This is a genomic window from Azospirillum argentinense (assembly GCF_000632475.1).
GTDB lineage: Bacteria > Pseudomonadota > Alphaproteobacteria > Azospirillales > Azospirillaceae > Azospirillum > Azospirillum baldaniorum.
Genome location: NZ_CP007793.1, coordinates 1,484,131 through 1,499,118, shown reverse-complemented (window position 1 = coordinate 1,499,118; position 14,988 = coordinate 1,484,131). Strand labels below are relative to the sequence as shown.

Below are 14,988 nucleotides of genomic sequence, written 5' to 3'. Positions count from 1 at the left end.
CCCTCGATGCGCGCGTGGTGAGGTGGCCGATGCCTGATCGTGCCGCGGATCGCCCGAACCACCCGCGCCCGACACCGGGCACGGACTCCCAGCCTTCGGACGCCTGTCAAGGCTACGCCGCGCGGCGACGCGCCGTCGCTTGGGCTTTCGGCGATTCGGCCAGCCCTTAGGCGGGCGGCTCCTCCATTGGCGTGGGTCAGTCGTCTCATGCCGCCATTCTCAGCCGGGGTACGTCCACCGGCGAATACAACCAGCGGGACCCTTGGAATGACCCTGCAGATTCCCCGAGACGCCGAAACCACCGCGGGAGCCCTCGCGAAGATCGTGCAGACGCTGGGCAGCGGCGACGTGAAGTCCGGCGTCGCGCTCGCCGCGCAGATCACCGGCAAGAGCCGTTGGACCGTTCGCGCCTGGATGGACCCGTACAAGGACGCCGAGCCGGGCCTGTCCTGCGCCGCCGCCCTCGACACCGCCTACTTCACCATGACCGGCGAGGAGCCGCCGCTGTACCGCCTCTATGGCGACACGGTGTCGGTCCAGACGCACGGCGCCCACGGCTCCCACACCACCGACGTGAAAGACCAGATGCTCCGCCTGACCGGCGACATGGGCGAACTGGCGATGGAGCTGACCCGCGCGGAGGAGGAGGCCCGGAAGACGCGGCGCGGCTTCTCCCCCGGCTCGATCGCCGTCGTCACCGCCAAGGCCGACCGCATCCGCGACCGGCTGGCCGGCATCGTCAAGGGCGTTCGCTCCTGGTCGGAGGCCGTCCGCTGATGGACATCCTCACCGACCTGATCAACCGCCGCCCCGCGGGTCACCGGGCGTCCGCCCAGGAGCTGGCCCGGCTCGCCGAGCAGGCCATCGCCGCCGGCGCCAAGGTCATCCGCCCCGATCCGCAGGATCTGCGCGCCGCCGCTGACGAAGCCGACGCCCAGCGTGTGGCGAATGCCCGCAAGCGCGCCAAGAGCCGCGTCACCGTCGGCACCCGGGTTGCGCTGTCCGCCGCGGGGCGGCGCACCACCACCCCGTAACCCCCACCCAAGGAGACCCCTGTGGCACGCAAGAAATCCGGCACCAACAAGGCGGAAGTCCGCCGCGCCCGCGCGAAGGGCCTGACGTCCGAGCAGTTCTTCGGCTTTGTCGACGACGTGAAGGAGGCCCGGCAGGAGCTGGACGACGCCAACACCGCCCACGCCACCACGCACAAGAAGGCGGACGGCCTGGGCATCCACCCGCAGGCGGTGAAGCTCTACCTCCGTCTCGACAAGATGGAGGACACCAAGCGTAACGACTTCCTGCGCGCCTTCGATCAGTACCGCGGCTGGGCCGGCCACTGGAGCGCGCAGGCCGACCTCTACGAACAGCCGGGCGCCGACGCGACCCCGCTGGAGGAGGCCATGAACGCCACCGATCGCGATTCCTCCGACGAACCCAAGCCGCTGGGCGACATCGTGGCCGGCATCGTCGCCGACGCCAAGCCCGCCTACGACGTGGCGTCGCCCTCCGATCTGCCCGGCGCCGAGCCCGCCGATGAGCAGGCCGATTGGGGCGATGAGGGGTCGGACGAGACGAACGCCGAGCTGGAGAACGCCGGCTTCACCTTCGCCGAGGGGCGCAAGGCCGGCCAGCAGGGCGCCGAAGCGGACGCCAACCCGCATCCTGCTGCGTCTCCGTCGCACGCCATCTGGGAGCGCGGGCGCGTCCAGGGCGCCGCGGACGAGCCCGCCGAGGACGAGGCGACCGACCGCGAGGCCGACGAGGGAGGAGAGCAGGAGCCGGCCCCGGCCCGCGCCGCGTCGGCGAAGCGTGGCCCGGCCGAGAAGTTGGCGGCCTACTTCGACGGCTTCGACGGCGTTGAGATCGGCATGGCGGAGGGCGATTGCCCGCATGGTCGCGGCGCCTTGCGCACCTCCTGGCTCTCCGGCCACCGCGACGCGAAGAACGGCAAGTCCCCGTCCTTCGTCCGCCCCGCCACCCGTCGCCCGCTGGCCGCCGATGCGGCGGCGGCCCTGCACTGAGGGAGGGGCCCATGGCCGGCGGCGTCCTGGCGCTCGATCTCGCCACCAACACCGGATGGACCCTGGGGCGGCTGCCGATGCAGCCGCTTCTCCCCATGCAGGCGCGCGTTCGGAAGCCGCCCAAGCCGCTCTCCGGTGCGATCCGGTTCGGCCGGCCCGGCTGCACCGTCGGCGCGTTCGCGGACGCCGCCGAGGCCTGGGGACGGCGCTTCCTCGAGGAGCATCGGCCCACCGGCCTGATCTATGAGAAGCCCATCCTGCCGCAGGAGACCAACCCGGACACGATCCTGAAGCTGAACGGGCTGGCCCTGATCTTCCTCATGCTGGCCCACCGCTTCGGCATCCGCTGGGTGCGCACCGCCCAACCGTCCACCGTGAAGAAGCACTTCTGCGGCAGTGGCGGTCCCGGCAAGGAGGGCGTGCAGGCCGAATGCCTCGCCCGCGGCTGGACCTTCGCCACGGACGACGAAGCCGACGCCCTGGCCCTGTGGGACTATGCCGCGACGCTCGCGGCCAACGAAAGGGCCGCCGCATGAACGCCATCGTCTCCGGCCAAGCCTCCCTCTTCTCCGGCGACGCGCCGGTCCGCCCGACGCTTCGCCCCTACCAGGAGCGCGGCGTTGCCGAAATCCTCGCCTGTCTGGAACGCGGCATCGATCCGCTCTACGCGCTGCCCACCGCCGGCGGCAAGACCACCATCTTCACCGCCGTGACCGAGGTGGTGGGCGCGCAGGGCTGGGAGGTGTGGATTCTCGTCCACCGCCGCGAGCTGCTGAAGCAGGCCAGCGACCGGCTGCTGTCCATGGGCATCTCCCATGGGCTGATCGCGCCGGGCGCGCCGCTGACCAACGATCCGGTTCAGGTGGCCTCGATCGACACCATTGGTGCCCGGCTGGAGCAGCTTCGCGATCGGCTGGCCCGCGTCCGGCTGGCGATCATCGATGAAGCTCACCACGTCGTTGCGTCGAAATGGCAGCGCGTGCTGGAGGCGATGCGCCGGGCCCGGCGCCTGGGCGTCACCGCCACCGCCTTCCGCTACGACGGCAAGGGGCTGGGTGAGCATTTCAGCCAGGCCATCGAAGGGCCGGCCGTCGCCGAACTGATCCGCGACGGCTATCTTGCGCCCCCGGCCATCTTCGCGCCGCCGGCCAAGATCGACCTCAGCAAGGTCAAGAAGCGGGGAGGGGATTACGTCGCCGCCGACCTCGCCAAGGCGGTGGACACCGACGAGCTGACCCTGCCGGCGGTCCGCCACTACGCCCGGATCTGCGGCGGCGTGCCCGCGGTGGTCTTCTGCGCCGGGGTCGAGCATGCCCGGCACGTTGCCAAGCAGTTCCAGGCCGGCGGCTGGGACGCCGCGTCGATCGATGGGGAGATGACCGTGGCGGAGCGTGACCGGGCCATCCGGCAGCTCGCCACGGGCCGCCTGTCGGTCCTGACCAGCTGCGACATCATCAGCGAGGGGACGGACCTCCCGGTGGTCGGCGCGGCGATCCTGCTGCGGCCGACCGAGTCCACCGGCCTCTACCTGCAGCAGGTCGGGCGCGTGCTGCGCACCCACCCGGGCAAGGACAAGGCGATCATCATCGATCAGGTCGGCAACGTCGCCAAGCACGGCATGCCGGACGAGCGGCGCGTCTGGTCGCTGACCGGAGGACTGAAGGGTCTGGAGCGCGCGGTGACGGCGACGCGGCGCTGCCGCTATTGCCATTTCGTCTGCGCGAAGGGGCCGGACCGCTGCCCAAACTGCAGCCGGGCCTATCCCAAGCCGCCGGTGGCCGCGGTGCCGGAGGTGGCGCTCGCCGTCATGCCGGGGATCGCGGGCCTGTCGGCGGAGCGCATCGCCGCCATGAAATACAAGGACATCCTGCCGCTCGCCAAGACGGAGGAGGACCTGCAGCGGGTCGCCGCCATCAAGGGGTACAAGCGCGGCTGGGTGAAGCGAATCCTGGAAGAGCGCGCCGCCGCCACGGCCTACGGCAACATGCAGCGGAGGTATGCGTGATGGATTGGCCCTTCGGCGACCTTCGCCCCTTCAGCTACGGCCTGATCTACGCCGACCCTCCCTGGCGGCAAGAGATGTATTCGGAGGAGACCGGAACCCGCAAGGCTCCGCAGGCCCATTACGCCTGCATGCCGCTGGACGAGATCAAAGCGCTTCCCGTCGGGCACCTCGCAGCGCCGGACTGCTACATCGTCATGTGGAGCTTGTGGAACTTCGTGGCGCCGGGCTACGCCACCAACACGCTGCAGGCCTGGGGATTCGCGCCGAAGAGTGGCGGTTCTTGGCACAAGGTCACCAAGCACGGGAAAGCCGCCATGGGCACCGGTTACGGCTTCCGCGGCTGCTGCGAGCCCTTCCTCACCGGCTCCATCGGCAAGCCCAAGGTGCACAGCCGGGGCGAGCGCAACGGCTTCACCACGGACGTTGACGCGGACTTCGAGCTCAACGCGCTGCTGGCGCAGGCGCGCGAGCATTCCAGGAAGCCGGAGGAGATGCGCGAGGCACTGGAGCGCATGTTCCCCGACGTCCGGAAAGTCGAACTCTTCTCCCGCCGCCCTGCCTGCGACCGCTGGGACGTGTGGGGCAACGAAACCGCGAAGTTTCAGGACACCACAGCATGAGCGCCGAGCAGCCCTGGCTGAAGTTCTTCCCGACCGACTGGCGGGCCGACCAAGGGCTGCGCGTTGTCTCCCTGGCCGCCCGCGGCCTCTGGATCGAATGCATGTGCATCATGCACGAAGCCGACCCCTATGGGCATCTCGTCGTCAACGGACGGCCCGTGACCGACACGCAGCTTGCGCTCCTGACAGGCGCCAGCCCGGACCAGCTCGCAGGACTCCTTTCCGAGCTGGAATTGGCCGGCGTCTTCTCACGAAACAGCAAGGGCGTGGTCTACTCACGACGCATGACCCGTGACCACAAGAAGTCCCAAACAGCGCGGAAAAACGGCAAAACCGGAGGCAACCCAAGTCTTTGTTCTGACAAGGAAAATTCCGCGTCGGATAAGGGGGCGGTTAAGCGCAGGGTTAAGGGTCGGGATAACACCCAGAGGCCAGAGGCCAGAAACCAGAATAACCCCCCTAAATCCCCCCAAGGGGGGACCGGGAATGATGATGGGATTTTGGATCATGGGAAGTCGCGCAGCACATGGCGGCTGCTGCTGATCGGCTATCGGGACAACCGCCTCTGGCCGATCACCGCCGGTCCGCAGCCCTTTGAGCCCGGATGCTACGCGCCGGCCGATCTGGTCCGCGAGATCCTCGAACCGGAGGACGTTTGATGGACATGTTTTCCGACCGGGAATGGTTTGCCGTGGTCGTGAAGGCCGGCAGGAACCAGGAGGTTCACCGGCGCTTCGAGGAGCAGGGTTACCGCTCGTTCCTGCCGCTGTGCCTGCGTGAGCGCAGCAACGGGCCAGGGCGGCTGGAGACCGTGACGCGCCCGCTGTTCGACCGGTACCAGTTTGTCGGCTGCCACACCGAGCAGCCGTTCAGCCCGATCACCAGCACGATCGGCGTGAGCTTCGTGGTGCGCGGCGTGGGCAACTTCCCGCTGAGGGTGTCGCCGCTGGTCCTGCGCAGGGTCAAGGCCCGCTGCGACAAGGATGGCGGAGCTGTGGATTTCCGTCCGCACCAGCCCGAGCCGAGGCCGCCGGTCACCTGGGAGCCCGAGCAGGTTCTGCGCGTGATTGACGGACCGTTCCGCGACTTCGCCGCGGTCTTCCTGGAGGTCGACAAACGCAGGGAGACGGCGCTCGTCCTGCTCGACCTGTTCGGCCGAACCACCCCGCTCGCGATCCCGGTGGACAGCCTGTCACCCGTCGAAGCGCCGGCTCGAAGGATTGCCTGATGGTGGTAGCTTTAACCATTTCGAAAGGATTAGAGGGGATACCATGCCCTTGGTCCCCCGGCACCCGTCCGGGATGGGACTGCGGCAGCTATAGAAGCGCCCGACCTACCCGATCCCCGACATTCGCCCGCCCGGTCTTCCGAGGCGGGTTTTTTCGTGCCCGGAGCCCAGCATGGCCGATATCCCGCCTGAATTATCCAAAGCCGCCTCCGGCCTGATCGGTCCGATCATCGGGGCGGCAATGGGCGTGCTGATGCGGCACAGCCAGCTCGTCCAGGCCGGCCAACGCCCGTTCTGGTCGCTCCGCCTGCTTTACGAGGTTCCGACCGTGATCGGCATGGCGATCATCGGTGGCGGTCTCGGGGCCTACCTCAGCCTGCCTGAACTTGCCTCCTGGGCTGTGGCCGGCCTTCTGGCCTGCTACGGGCCGAGGAGCATCGACGTTCTGGTTCGGGCGGCGGCGGCCAAGCTGGGCGTGAAGGCGGAGGGCTGACCATGGCGTGCATCCTCGACGCTCCTTCCGGCGTGCTGGCCGTCATGATCGCGATCATCGAGGCGGCGCGGCAGCGCATGGAGCAACACAAGACGGGGTGAGCCATGGCGAAGCGGCTTGATCCCGCGACCTGGGCGCAGATCAGGGCGCGCTACGCCGCGGGCGCCTCGTTCGGGGCCATGGCGAAAGAGTTCAGCGTCTCCAAGGGGACGCTTGGCGAGCGGGCGAAGGCCGAGGGGTGGACCCGCTCCGCTCCGAACGCCCCGAACGGAAAACCGAACGCTCCGAACGGTCGGCGTTCGGGAGAGGGCAAGGCGAGGGGCACGGCCTCCAGGCTGGGCGGGGATGCGCTGCGGCGTCCGCCTCTCGAAGACCCTGAAAGCCTTGGTGAACTCAACCCCCGGCAGCGTCAGTTCGTGCGGGAGTATGGGCGGGACTTCAACGGCACCCAGGCTGCTATCCGGGCCGGCTACAGCCCTGCCAGTGCGGCGCAGCAGGCTTGCGATCTCCTGAAACATCCGAAGGTGTCCAAGGCCATCGCTGAGGCTGAACGGCTGCGGGCGGAGCGGACCAACGTCACGGCGGACCGGGTGCTTCAGGAACTGGCCCGGATGGGCCTCGCCGACCTGTCCGACCTTGCCGAATGGGACGCCGGCACCGTCCGCCTCCGATCCTCCTCCGAACTCCCTCCGGACCTGTCCGCCGCCGTGGTGGAGGTGAGCGAGGGGAAGGAGGGGGTGAAGATCAAGCTGGGCAAGATGCAGGCCCTGCGCGAACTGGCGAAGGTCACCGGCCTGACGGCGCAGCGTCCGAACGGCGGGGGCGGCGCCGACCCGGTAACGAAGGTGGAGCGCACCGTTGTCCGTCCTGCAGATCCCCACGGCTGAAGTCTTCCTGCCGCTGCTGCCCCCCTCCCGCTACAAGGGCGCCTGGGGCGGCCGCGGGTCCGGGAAGTCACACTTCTTCGCCGACCTCCTGATTGAGGATTCCCTCGCTGAACGCGGCCTTTGCTCCGTCTGCATCCGCGAGGTTCAGAAGTCGCTGAAGGACAGCGCCAAGCGGCTCATCGAAAACAAGATCGAGGAGTTCCGTCTCGGTTCGGAGTTCCGCGTCTTCCGGGACGCGATCCAGACGCCGGGCGACGGGGTGATCGTCTTCCAGGGCATGCAGGACCACACGGCGGAGAGCATCAAATCCCTGGAGGGCTTCAGACGGGCGTGGGTGGAGGAGGCACAGACCCTCTCGGCGAACAGCCTGACGCTCCTCCGCCCGACGATCCGCGCGCCGGGGTCGGAGCTGTGGTTCTCCTGGAACCCGCGCAGCAAGAAGGACCCGGTGGACAAGCTGCTCCGCGGCGAGGCTCCGCCGACCGGCACCACCATCGTCCGGGCGAACTGGTCCGACAACCCGTGGTTCCCCGCCGAGCTGGCGCAGGAGCGCCGGGACGACGAGCGGGACCGGCCGGACCAGTACCCGCACATCTGGGAAGGGGACTACGCCAAGGTGACCGAAGGAGCCTATTACGCCGCCGCCCTGACCCAGGCCCGCAAGGATGGCCGCATCGGGCGCGTCGCTGCCGATCCGCTGATGACCGTCCGCCTGTTCGCCGACATCGGCGGCACCGGCGCCAAGGCCGACGCCTTCACCATCTGGGCGGCGCAGTTCATCGGCAAGGAAATCCGGGTGCTGGACTACTATGAGGCCGTTGGCCAACCGCTGGGCGCCCATCTCGCGTGGATGCGGGAGCGCGGCTTTGACCCTGGCAAGGCGCAAATCTGGCTGCCGCACGACGGGGCGACGCAGGACAAGGTGTTCGCCGTCTCCTACCAGAGCGCGCTGGAGGAGGCCGGCTATCGCGTGACGGTCGTTCCGAACCAGGGCAAGGGCGCCGCGGCGGCGCGCATCGAGGCGGGGCGCCGGCTGTTCCCGCGCTGCTGGTTCAACGAGACGGCGACACAGCCCGGCCTGGACGCGCTGGGCGCCTATCATGAGAGGCGGGACGAGTCCCGGCAGATTGGGCTCGGTCCGGAACACGACTGGGCCAGCCACGGCGCCGACGCCTTCGGCCTGATGTGTGTGGCCTATGAGGAGCCGTCGCGCTCCGCCGGCTTCGGCCGGGACCTGAATTACCGATCGCTTGGAGTTGCCTGATGGCCGCGATGACCGAACGCGAGCTGTGCGCCATCCTGAAGGCGGAGCGCGCCAACGCGCTGGGCGGCGCGCAGTCGCCCGAGTTGGCGGACGAGCGGGCCAAGGCCCTCGACTACTACAACGGCGACATGGACAAGGACATGCCGCGTCCCGGCCCTGACCGGTCCGGCGCGGTGTCCACGGACGTTGCCGACGTGGTGGAGGGGCTGATGCCCTCCCTGTTGGAGATCTTCGTCAGCGGCGACGAGGTGGTCCGCTTCGAGCCGGTCGGGCCGGAGGACGAGGACGCCGCCCAGCAGGAGACCGACTATGTGAATCACGTCTTCATGCAGGGCAACCAGGGCTTCCTGGTCCTGCACAACTTCATCAAGGACGCGATCCTGCAGAAGGCCGGCGTCGTCAAGGCGTGGTGGGACACGACGGAGCAGCGGCAGCGTGAACGCTACGTCGACCTGACGGACGACGAGTTCGCCCTTCTGCTGGCCGCCGACGGCGTCGAGGTGGTGGAGCATGAGGAGCGCCCCGCCGATCCCATGACGATGGAGCAGGGGCCCGAGCCCGGAGCGGAGGGGATGGCCCCGCCGCAGCCCGCCACGCTGCACACCGTCACGGTGGTGATCCGGGAGGAGCGTGGGAGCTGTCGGGTCGAGGGCGTTCCGCCGGAGGAGTTCGGCATCAGCCGCCGGGCGCGCAGCCTGTCTACGGCTCCTTACGCCTTCCACAAGCGGGCCGTCCCGGTGTCTGACCTGCTCGCCGCCGGCTACGACCGCAAGCAGCTGGACGCGATCCCGTCTTATGGCGATGCGGAGACGGAGGAGGAGCAGGCCCGCCAGACCGACACCATGGGCTCCCCCGATCACGACACGCTCAACCGCTCCATGCGGGAGGTGGAGGTCACGGAGCATTACATCCGCATCGACTATGACGATGACGGCGTGGCCGAGCTGCGGCGCGTCGTCACCGCCGGGCCGCAAGGGGTGGTGCTGACGCGCGACGGCAAGCCGGAGAACGAGGAAATCGACCGGATGCCCTTCGCGATCATGTCGCCGATCATCATCCCGCACCGGGTGATTGGCCGCTCCGTCGCTGACCTTGTCATGGACATCCAGCGCATCAAGACGGCCCTGCTGCGCGCCCTGCTCGACAACGCCTACTTCGCCAACAACCAGCGCATGGAGGTGGCCGAGGCCTTCGCCACGGACCAGACGCTGGACGACATGTTGACCAACCGGCCCGGCGGCATCGTGCGTGTGAAGCAGCCCGGCGGCATCACGCCCATCGCCGTGCAGCCCATCGGCGGCTGGGTCCATCCGCTGATCGAATACACGGACAGCGTGAGGGAGTGGCGTACCGGTGTTACCCGGCAGGGCCAGGGGCTGGACGCCAACGCGCTCAACAACCAGACGGCTACGGCGGCGGCGCAGGCCTTCACCGCGGCGCAGGCGCGCATGAAGATGATCGCTCGCGTCCTGGCCGAAACCGGCATCCGCGACCTGTTCCTGCTGATCCACGAACTGACCCGCAAGCACAGCGACCGGCAGGCCGTCGTCAGGCTGCGCAACAAGTGGGTCACGGTGGACCCGCGCGAGTGGCGCACCCGGAACGACATGACGGTGAGCGTCGGGCTTGGCACGGGCAGCAAGGACCAGATGCTCGGGCACCTGTCGTCGCTGCTGGCCTTCCAGATGCAGGCGCTGGGCGGCGGCGGCATGGGGGGCATGATCACGCCCCGGAACGTCTACGCCACGCTCAAGCGCATGGTCGAGAACGCCGGGCTGAAGTCCATCGATCCGTACGCCCAGGACCCGGCCAACGTGCCGCCCGCGCCGCCGCAGCCTGATCCGAAGATGATGGAGATGCAGGCCCGCATGCAGCTGGAACAGCAGAAGGCCCAGGCGCAGGCAGAGGCCGAGCGGATGCGCGCCGAAGCGGACATCACCATCGCCCGCGAAAAACTGGCGGCGGAGGTGACACTCAAGCGGGAGCAGATGCAGGCCGAAATGCAGCTCAAGCGGGAGCAGATGATCCTGGAGGCGAACATGGCCCGCGCCCAGGCGGTGCTGAACGCCCAGACCAAGCCGGCCACCGTGTCGGCCGTGCAGCTCGGGGGAGAGGTCGGATGATGCGGCAGGCGGTTCCCGGCCTCTTCGGCGCGCTCGCGCCGCAGCCCCCGGAGGTTCAGGCCCCGGCGGTGGCGCCCGGCCTGTTCTCTGCGCAGGAGGACGGCCATTCTGCCACCATCCGGCAGGCGCAGAACGACCTGCAGTCCTTCTTCGCTGATCCGGTCAAGGCGATGACCTACACGACCCTCAACGGCACGGCCGGGCAAGGACCGGACGCGGCGCAGCGGAGCCTTGCGGGGCTGTCCGGGTCGTTCGACCACCGCGGCGGCTTCAGCGACAACAGCGGCCTGTCCGATGTGGCGTCACGCGCAACGAGCCTCGGCGGTTTCCTGTCCGAAGCGCTGGGGAACGTGGCAGCCATCGCCAACCCGACACCGCTCGGCTGGGCAGGGCTCGGCTTCGGCATCGCCAACAACAGAAGCACGCTCGGCGTGAAGGGCCTGTTCGATGCGATTGCTGAGTCGCTTGGTTTTGGCGACGGAGGCGGCTGGGACCGGGGCGGCATTGGTGGATACGGAACATCCGGCCGAGGCGCCTTCGACCCTGGTGTTGCTGGCATGCCCGGCGGCGTGACCGGTCGCGGCTCCGATGGCGGCGGTTACGGTTCCGACCCGACTGGCGGCACCGGCAACACGGGCGGCCCTGGCCACAGCGATGGGAATTGGTGACATGGACGAAGGCAAGCTTCGGCTGGAGGAGCAGCGGGGCGCCCAGGCGCAGGCCCTGCTGGACAACGACCTTTTGCGCGAGGCGTTCGCGGCCTTGCGCCAGGACTACATGCAGGCGTGGGAGGCCACCGGTGCCCGCGACACCGACGCGCGGGAGCGCCTGTGGCAAGCGGTGCAGATCGTCGGCAAGGTGCAGAGCCACCTGAAGGCCGTCGCTGACACGGGCAAGCTGGCCCGCCGGCAATTGGACGAGGTCGCCACCCTCGGCGAGAAGCGCTTCGGAATTTTCTGACGGGAGCCGCATCGGGCGGCCCACCCAACCACAGGTGACCGATGACAATCGAGACGACCCGGCGCGCCCCCCTGATGGGCGGCGTGGCCTTCCTCGCGTCCAGCTTCGGCGGGCATCGCATCCGCTTCGCCCCCGACATGGAGGGTGGCGGCGCCCCGGACGCGGGCGGCGGCGCCGAGCCGTTGTCCCTGGGCGACTACCTGCGCGGCCAGAGCGCCCGCACCGACGAGACGACCGGGCAGGAGGCCGCGACCGGCGCCGCCCATGAGCAGATCCCGGCAGGCGATGCCGGTGATGCCCCGGAAGGGGCCGAAAGCGGCCAGCACGAGGCGGATCAGCACGAACCGGGCGCGGAAGAGCCCCCGGCCATCGAGCCCCCGCCGACGCTGGACGCCAAGCTTCGCGCCAAATGGCCCTCTTTCGACCGCGACACACAGCAGGATTTTGCCCAGTGGGAAGCGGCGAGGCAGGAGGGCGTTCAGGCGAAGCTTCGAGAAGCCGCGGACACGCGCAAGGCCGGTGAGGCGGAGCGCAAGGCCGCGGAGCAGGAGCGGCAGCAGGCGGCGCAGTTCCGTCAGGTTCTGGACATGGCCGTCGCCGAACTCGGCAGCCAGCTCCAGCAGGAACCGGACTGGACGAAGCTCGCCGCGGACGACCCGCTCGGCTACATCCAGCAGCGGGCGACCTGGGACGCGAAGGTCCAGAAGTTCCAACAGCTCCACGCCGAGCAGCAGCGACAGACTGCCCAGCAGCAGGCGGAGCAGACGGAGCAGGTCAAGGCCTACGTCGCGGATCAGTCCCAGAAGCTGCTGGACGCCATCCCGGAGTGGAAAGCGGACCCGACGAAGGCCAAGGCCGAGCAGGCGGAAATCCGGTCGTTCCTGGAGAAGTCCGGCTTCTCGAAAGAGGAGATCGGGAAGCTCTACGACCACCGCATCGGCGTCATGGCGCGCAAGGCCGCCCTCTACGACAAGGCGCAGGCCGGCCTGAAGGCCAAGCCCGCCGCCGCCCCTGCCAAACCCGTCACCCCCGGCGCCGCCCCCACCAAGGGCGAGGCGAAGGCCGGGGAAATCCAACAGATCAGCGCCCGCCTCAGCAAGACCGGCACCATCGGCGACTACCTCGCCCTGCAGCGCGCCAAGCGGGCCTAACCGGAGACACGATCATGGCTCTTCCGAGCAACACCTTCTCGACCTACGCCGCCGTTGGCAACCGCGAGGACCTGACGGACGACATCTACCGCGTCGCGCCGACCGAGACGCCCTTCGTCTCGTCCGTCCAGAACGCCGGCCGCGCCAAGGCGGTCAACCACGAATGGCAGACCCAGGATCTCGCCGCCCCGGACACCGGGAATGCGGTGCTGGAGGGCGACGACGCCACCACGGACGCCGCGACGCCGACCGTCCGCCTGGGCAACATCTGCCAGATTTCGGACAAGGTGGCCCGCGTCACCGGCACCCAGCAGGAGACCGCCAAGGCCGGGCGGGACGACGAGCTGGCCTATCAGGTCGCGCTGAAGAAGCTGGAGCTGAAGCGCGACATGGAGGCGATCCTCCTGAACAACCAAGCCAAGGGCGCGGGCAACACGACCACGGCGCGCACGCTGGCCGGCGTCGAGAGCTGGATCAAGACGAACACCAGCATGGGCAGCGGTGGCGCCAACCCGTCCGCCGCGGACGGCACCGGCACCCGCACCGACGGCACGCAGCGCGCTTTCACCGAAGCCATGCTGAAGACCGTCCTGCAGTCCATCTGGAACGAGGGCGGTAACCCCGACACGATCATGGTCGGCGGCGTCAACAAGCAGCGGTTCTCGACCTTCACCGGCCGCGCGACGGTGCAGGAGGAGGCTAAGACCAAGAAGATCGTGGCCGCCGTGGACGTCTACGAGAGCGACTTTGGCACGCTGAAGGTGGTGCCGAACCGCTTCCAGCGCGCCCGGTCGGCGCTGGTCCTGGAAATGGACAAGTGGGCGCTCGCCTTCCTGCGCAACATGAAGGAAGTGCCGCTCGCCAAGACCGGCGACAGCGAGCGCAAGCAGATCATCTGCGAATACACGCTGGAGAGCCGGAACGAGAAGGCGTCCGGCGGCGTGTTCGACCTGACGACCACGTAACCAGCGTCGCCGTTCTGCCAGCATCAGGGCCGCCCCTCACCGGGCGGCCTTTTCCATGCCCGGAGGACCCCATGGGTATCAACCGCCTGTCCGCCTCTCAGCGCCTCAGCGTCGGGATTGCGTCCACCACGTCGACGGCGATCAGCATCGGCGTCAACGCCGTGCGCCTCGCGGCGAATGTCGGGTGCCACATCGTGATCGGGGACGGAACCCCGGTGGCGACGGCCGCTGCCGCCTACCTGCCGCCCAATGAGCCGGAGTCCTTCGTCGCCGCGCCCGGGCAGAAGGTGGCGGTGATCCGGGAGGCGACGGATGGCTTCCTCACGGTGACGGAGCTGACCCGATGAGCGACATCGCCACCCGCACCCATTACGACGCCGCGGAGCGCGCCTTCATCTTCGAGCGCGTCCAGGATTGCGAACCGATCCTGGAGCGCAACAAGGCCCTGCAGAACGAGCCGCGCGCGGACAGCGATTGGGGCCGGCACATCGCCTCCGTCCCGAACGTGATCCTGGAGCGCTGGATCAAGGAGGACGGAGTGAACCTGCTGGCCCTGCCGGCGCGGGAGTTCGGGGACCTGATCCGCCGCAAGCTCCGCGATCCGCAGTGGTCGTTCCTGCGCACCAACTCCAAGCCGATCTGAGGTCGCCATGGCGATCAGCACCTATGCAGAGCTGCAGGCGGCTATCGCCGACTGGCTCAACCGGGATGACCTGACCCCGGTGATCCCGACCTTCATCGCCCTGGCCGAAGCGGAGTTCAACCGGCGCTTGCGGACCCAACGCATGTTGAGCCGGGCCTCTACCACGGCCACGGACGAATACGAGGACTTGCCGGACAACTTCCTGCAGATGCGCAGCGTCCACGCCAGTGCCGATCCGATCCAGCGGCTTGAGTTCGTGACGCCGGCCAACTTCCTCGACCTTCCTTGCGTGGGGCAGGCGGGGCGGCCCGAGTTCTTCACGGTGCTGGGGGCGCAGCTCTGCCTTGCCCCGGTGCCGAAGAACGAGCCCATCAAGCTCGTCTACTTCTCGAAAATCCCGGCCCTGTCGGACGCCGCCCCGGCCAATTGGCTGCTCGACATGGCGCCGGAGCTGTATCTGCACGCCTCGCTCGGTCACGCCGCCCCGTACATCCGGGATGACCAGCGCGTCTCCGGCTGGAAGCAGCTCGCAGAAGACCAGATCAACGAGATCAACGAAGCCGACAAGCGCGCGGCCTTCAACGCCGGCCCGCTGCTCATGCGCACCGCAGGCCCGACCCCATGAGGA

Annotated in this window: 19 protein-coding genes; all 19 read left to right on the top strand. The window is 68.8% G+C overall.

Translation table 11 applies throughout. The features are described from left to right. Nucleotides 1-267: 267 nt before the first annotated feature. The 19 genes from ABAZ39_RS07110 to ABAZ39_RS07025 all read left to right on the top strand — a co-directional run bounded on the left by ABAZ39_RS07110 (nt 268) and on the right by ABAZ39_RS07025 (nt 14,985). Nucleotides 268-777: a hypothetical protein gene (locus ABAZ39_RS07110; protein ID WP_038527999.1), complete on the top strand. Its 510-nt coding sequence runs from the start codon at nt 268-270 to the stop codon at nt 775-777. Beyond that, a complete protein-coding gene (locus ABAZ39_RS07105) occupies nt 777-1,034 on the top strand; it encodes a hypothetical protein (protein ID WP_038527997.1) in 258 nt (85 codons plus the stop codon). The genes ABAZ39_RS07110 and ABAZ39_RS07105 overlap by 1 nt, the downstream gene beginning before the upstream one ends. A gap of 21 nt (nt 1,035-1,055) precedes the next feature. Continuing rightward, a complete protein-coding gene (locus ABAZ39_RS07100) occupies nt 1,056-2,021 on the top strand; it encodes a hypothetical protein (protein WP_038527994.1) in 966 nt (321 codons plus the stop codon). Between the two features lie 11 nt (nt 2,022-2,032). Further along, nucleotides 2,033-2,557 (top strand): RuvC family protein, encoded by a 525-nt coding sequence (locus tag ABAZ39_RS32875; protein WP_051657854.1) that lies wholly within the window; start codon nt 2,033-2,035, stop codon nt 2,555-2,557. Beyond that, nucleotides 2,554-4,026, top strand: a complete 1,473-nt coding sequence (locus ABAZ39_RS07090) for a DEAD/DEAH box helicase (protein ID WP_051657853.1) — start codon at nt 2,554-2,556, stop codon at nt 4,024-4,026. Before ABAZ39_RS32875 ends, ABAZ39_RS07090 begins: the two co-directional genes overlap by 4 nt. Then, the gene (locus ABAZ39_RS07085; protein ID WP_038527991.1) at nt 4,026-4,646 is read left to right on the top strand and encodes an MT-A70 family methyltransferase; all 621 of its coding nucleotides are present in this window, start codon (nt 4,026-4,028) and stop codon (nt 4,644-4,646) included. Before ABAZ39_RS07090 ends, ABAZ39_RS07085 begins: the two co-directional genes overlap by 1 nt. Further along, nucleotides 4,643-5,305, top strand: a complete 663-nt coding sequence (locus ABAZ39_RS35440; RefSeq protein WP_144243471.1) for a hypothetical protein — start codon at nt 4,643-4,645, stop codon at nt 5,303-5,305. Before ABAZ39_RS07085 ends, ABAZ39_RS35440 begins: the two co-directional genes overlap by 4 nt. After that, nucleotides 5,305-5,874, top strand: coding sequence for a transcription termination/antitermination protein NusG (gene nusG, locus ABAZ39_RS07080; RefSeq protein WP_038527989.1), 570 nt, complete (start codon nt 5,305-5,307; stop codon nt 5,872-5,874). Before ABAZ39_RS35440 ends, nusG begins: the two co-directional genes overlap by 1 nt. A 172-nt stretch (nt 5,875-6,046) precedes the next feature. Beyond that, entirely contained in the window at nt 6,047-6,367 is a 321-nt protein-coding gene (locus ABAZ39_RS07075; RefSeq protein ID WP_051657852.1) for a phage holin family protein, read from the top strand. Nucleotides 6,368-6,471: 104 nt separating this feature from the next. Then, a complete protein-coding gene (locus ABAZ39_RS07070; RefSeq protein ID WP_081862906.1) occupies nt 6,472-7,254 on the top strand; it encodes a terminase small subunit in 783 nt (260 codons plus the stop codon). Continuing rightward, entirely contained in the window at nt 7,226-8,518 is a 1,293-nt protein-coding gene (locus ABAZ39_RS07065; RefSeq protein WP_038527986.1) for a PBSX family phage terminase large subunit, read from the top strand. The genes ABAZ39_RS07070 and ABAZ39_RS07065 overlap by 29 nt, the downstream gene beginning before the upstream one ends. Further along, nucleotides 8,518-10,641 (top strand): portal protein, encoded by a 2,124-nt coding sequence (locus ABAZ39_RS07060; RefSeq protein WP_051657851.1) that lies wholly within the window; start codon nt 8,518-8,520, stop codon nt 10,639-10,641. Before ABAZ39_RS07065 ends, ABAZ39_RS07060 begins: the two co-directional genes overlap by 1 nt. Continuing rightward, the gene (locus tag ABAZ39_RS07055; RefSeq protein WP_038527984.1) at nt 10,638-11,309 is read left to right on the top strand and encodes a hypothetical protein; all 672 of its coding nucleotides are present in this window, start codon (nt 10,638-10,640) and stop codon (nt 11,307-11,309) included. The genes ABAZ39_RS07060 and ABAZ39_RS07055 overlap by 4 nt, the downstream gene beginning before the upstream one ends. 1 nt (nt 11,310) lies before the next feature. Then, entirely contained in the window at nt 11,311-11,601 is a 291-nt protein-coding gene (locus tag ABAZ39_RS07050) for a hypothetical protein (RefSeq protein ID WP_038527981.1), read from the top strand. A gap of 41 nt (nt 11,602-11,642) precedes the next feature. Beyond that, a complete protein-coding gene (locus ABAZ39_RS07045) occupies nt 11,643-12,752 on the top strand; it encodes a hypothetical protein (protein ID WP_038527978.1) in 1,110 nt (369 codons plus the stop codon). Between the two features lie 14 nt (nt 12,753-12,766). After that, entirely contained in the window at nt 12,767-13,717 is a 951-nt protein-coding gene (locus ABAZ39_RS07040) for a DUF5309 domain-containing protein (RefSeq protein ID WP_038527976.1), read from the top strand. Between the two features lie 71 nt (nt 13,718-13,788). Further along, nucleotides 13,789-14,064, top strand: coding sequence for a hypothetical protein (locus tag ABAZ39_RS07035; protein WP_051657850.1), 276 nt, complete (start codon nt 13,789-13,791; stop codon nt 14,062-14,064). Beyond that, on the top strand, nt 14,061-14,360 hold the full coding sequence (locus ABAZ39_RS07030) for a hypothetical protein (RefSeq protein ID WP_038527974.1): 300 nt from the start codon (nt 14,061-14,063) through the stop codon (nt 14,358-14,360). The genes ABAZ39_RS07035 and ABAZ39_RS07030 overlap by 4 nt, the downstream gene beginning before the upstream one ends. Nucleotides 14,361-14,367: 7 nt before the next feature. After that, a complete protein-coding gene (locus tag ABAZ39_RS07025) occupies nt 14,368-14,985 on the top strand; it encodes a phage adaptor protein (RefSeq protein WP_038527972.1) in 618 nt (205 codons plus the stop codon). Nucleotides 14,986-14,988 lie beyond the last annotated feature (3 nt).

Excerpts from the sequence above, each read along its gene's own strand:
- ABAZ39_RS07110 (WP_038527999.1), top strand. The coding sequence starts at position 268 with ATGACCCTGCAGATTCCCCGAGACGCCGAAACCACCGCGGGAGCCCTC.
- ABAZ39_RS07105 (WP_038527997.1), top strand. The coding sequence starts at position 777 with ATGGACATCCTCACCGACCTGATCAACCGCCGCCCCGCGGGTCACCGG.
- ABAZ39_RS32875 (WP_051657854.1), top strand. The coding sequence starts at position 2,033 with ATGGCCGGCGGCGTCCTGGCGCTCGATCTCGCCACCAACACCGGATGG.
- ABAZ39_RS07090 (WP_051657853.1), top strand. The coding sequence starts at position 2,554 with ATGAACGCCATCGTCTCCGGCCAAGCCTCCCTCTTCTCCGGCGACGCG.
- ABAZ39_RS07085 (WP_038527991.1), top strand. The coding sequence starts at position 4,026 with ATGGATTGGCCCTTCGGCGACCTTCGCCCCTTCAGCTACGGCCTGATC.
- ABAZ39_RS35440 (WP_144243471.1), top strand. The coding sequence starts at position 4,643 with ATGAGCGCCGAGCAGCCCTGGCTGAAGTTCTTCCCGACCGACTGGCGG.
- nusG (WP_038527989.1), top strand. The coding sequence starts at position 5,305 with ATGGACATGTTTTCCGACCGGGAATGGTTTGCCGTGGTCGTGAAGGCC.
- ABAZ39_RS07075 (WP_051657852.1), top strand. The coding sequence starts at position 6,047 with ATGGCCGATATCCCGCCTGAATTATCCAAAGCCGCCTCCGGCCTGATC.
- ABAZ39_RS07070 (WP_081862906.1), top strand. The coding sequence starts at position 6,472 with ATGGCGAAGCGGCTTGATCCCGCGACCTGGGCGCAGATCAGGGCGCGC.
- ABAZ39_RS07060 (WP_051657851.1), top strand. The coding sequence starts at position 8,518 with ATGGCCGCGATGACCGAACGCGAGCTGTGCGCCATCCTGAAGGCGGAG.
- ABAZ39_RS07055 (WP_038527984.1), top strand. The coding sequence starts at position 10,638 with ATGATGCGGCAGGCGGTTCCCGGCCTCTTCGGCGCGCTCGCGCCGCAG.
- ABAZ39_RS07050 (WP_038527981.1), top strand. The coding sequence starts at position 11,311 with ATGGACGAAGGCAAGCTTCGGCTGGAGGAGCAGCGGGGCGCCCAGGCG.
- ABAZ39_RS07045 (WP_038527978.1), top strand. The coding sequence starts at position 11,643 with ATGACAATCGAGACGACCCGGCGCGCCCCCCTGATGGGCGGCGTGGCC.
- ABAZ39_RS07040 (WP_038527976.1), top strand. The coding sequence starts at position 12,767 with ATGGCTCTTCCGAGCAACACCTTCTCGACCTACGCCGCCGTTGGCAAC.
- ABAZ39_RS07035 (WP_051657850.1), top strand. The coding sequence starts at position 13,789 with ATGGGTATCAACCGCCTGTCCGCCTCTCAGCGCCTCAGCGTCGGGATT.
- ABAZ39_RS07030 (WP_038527974.1), top strand. The coding sequence starts at position 14,061 with ATGAGCGACATCGCCACCCGCACCCATTACGACGCCGCGGAGCGCGCC.
- ABAZ39_RS07025 (WP_038527972.1), top strand. The coding sequence starts at position 14,368 with ATGGCGATCAGCACCTATGCAGAGCTGCAGGCGGCTATCGCCGACTGG.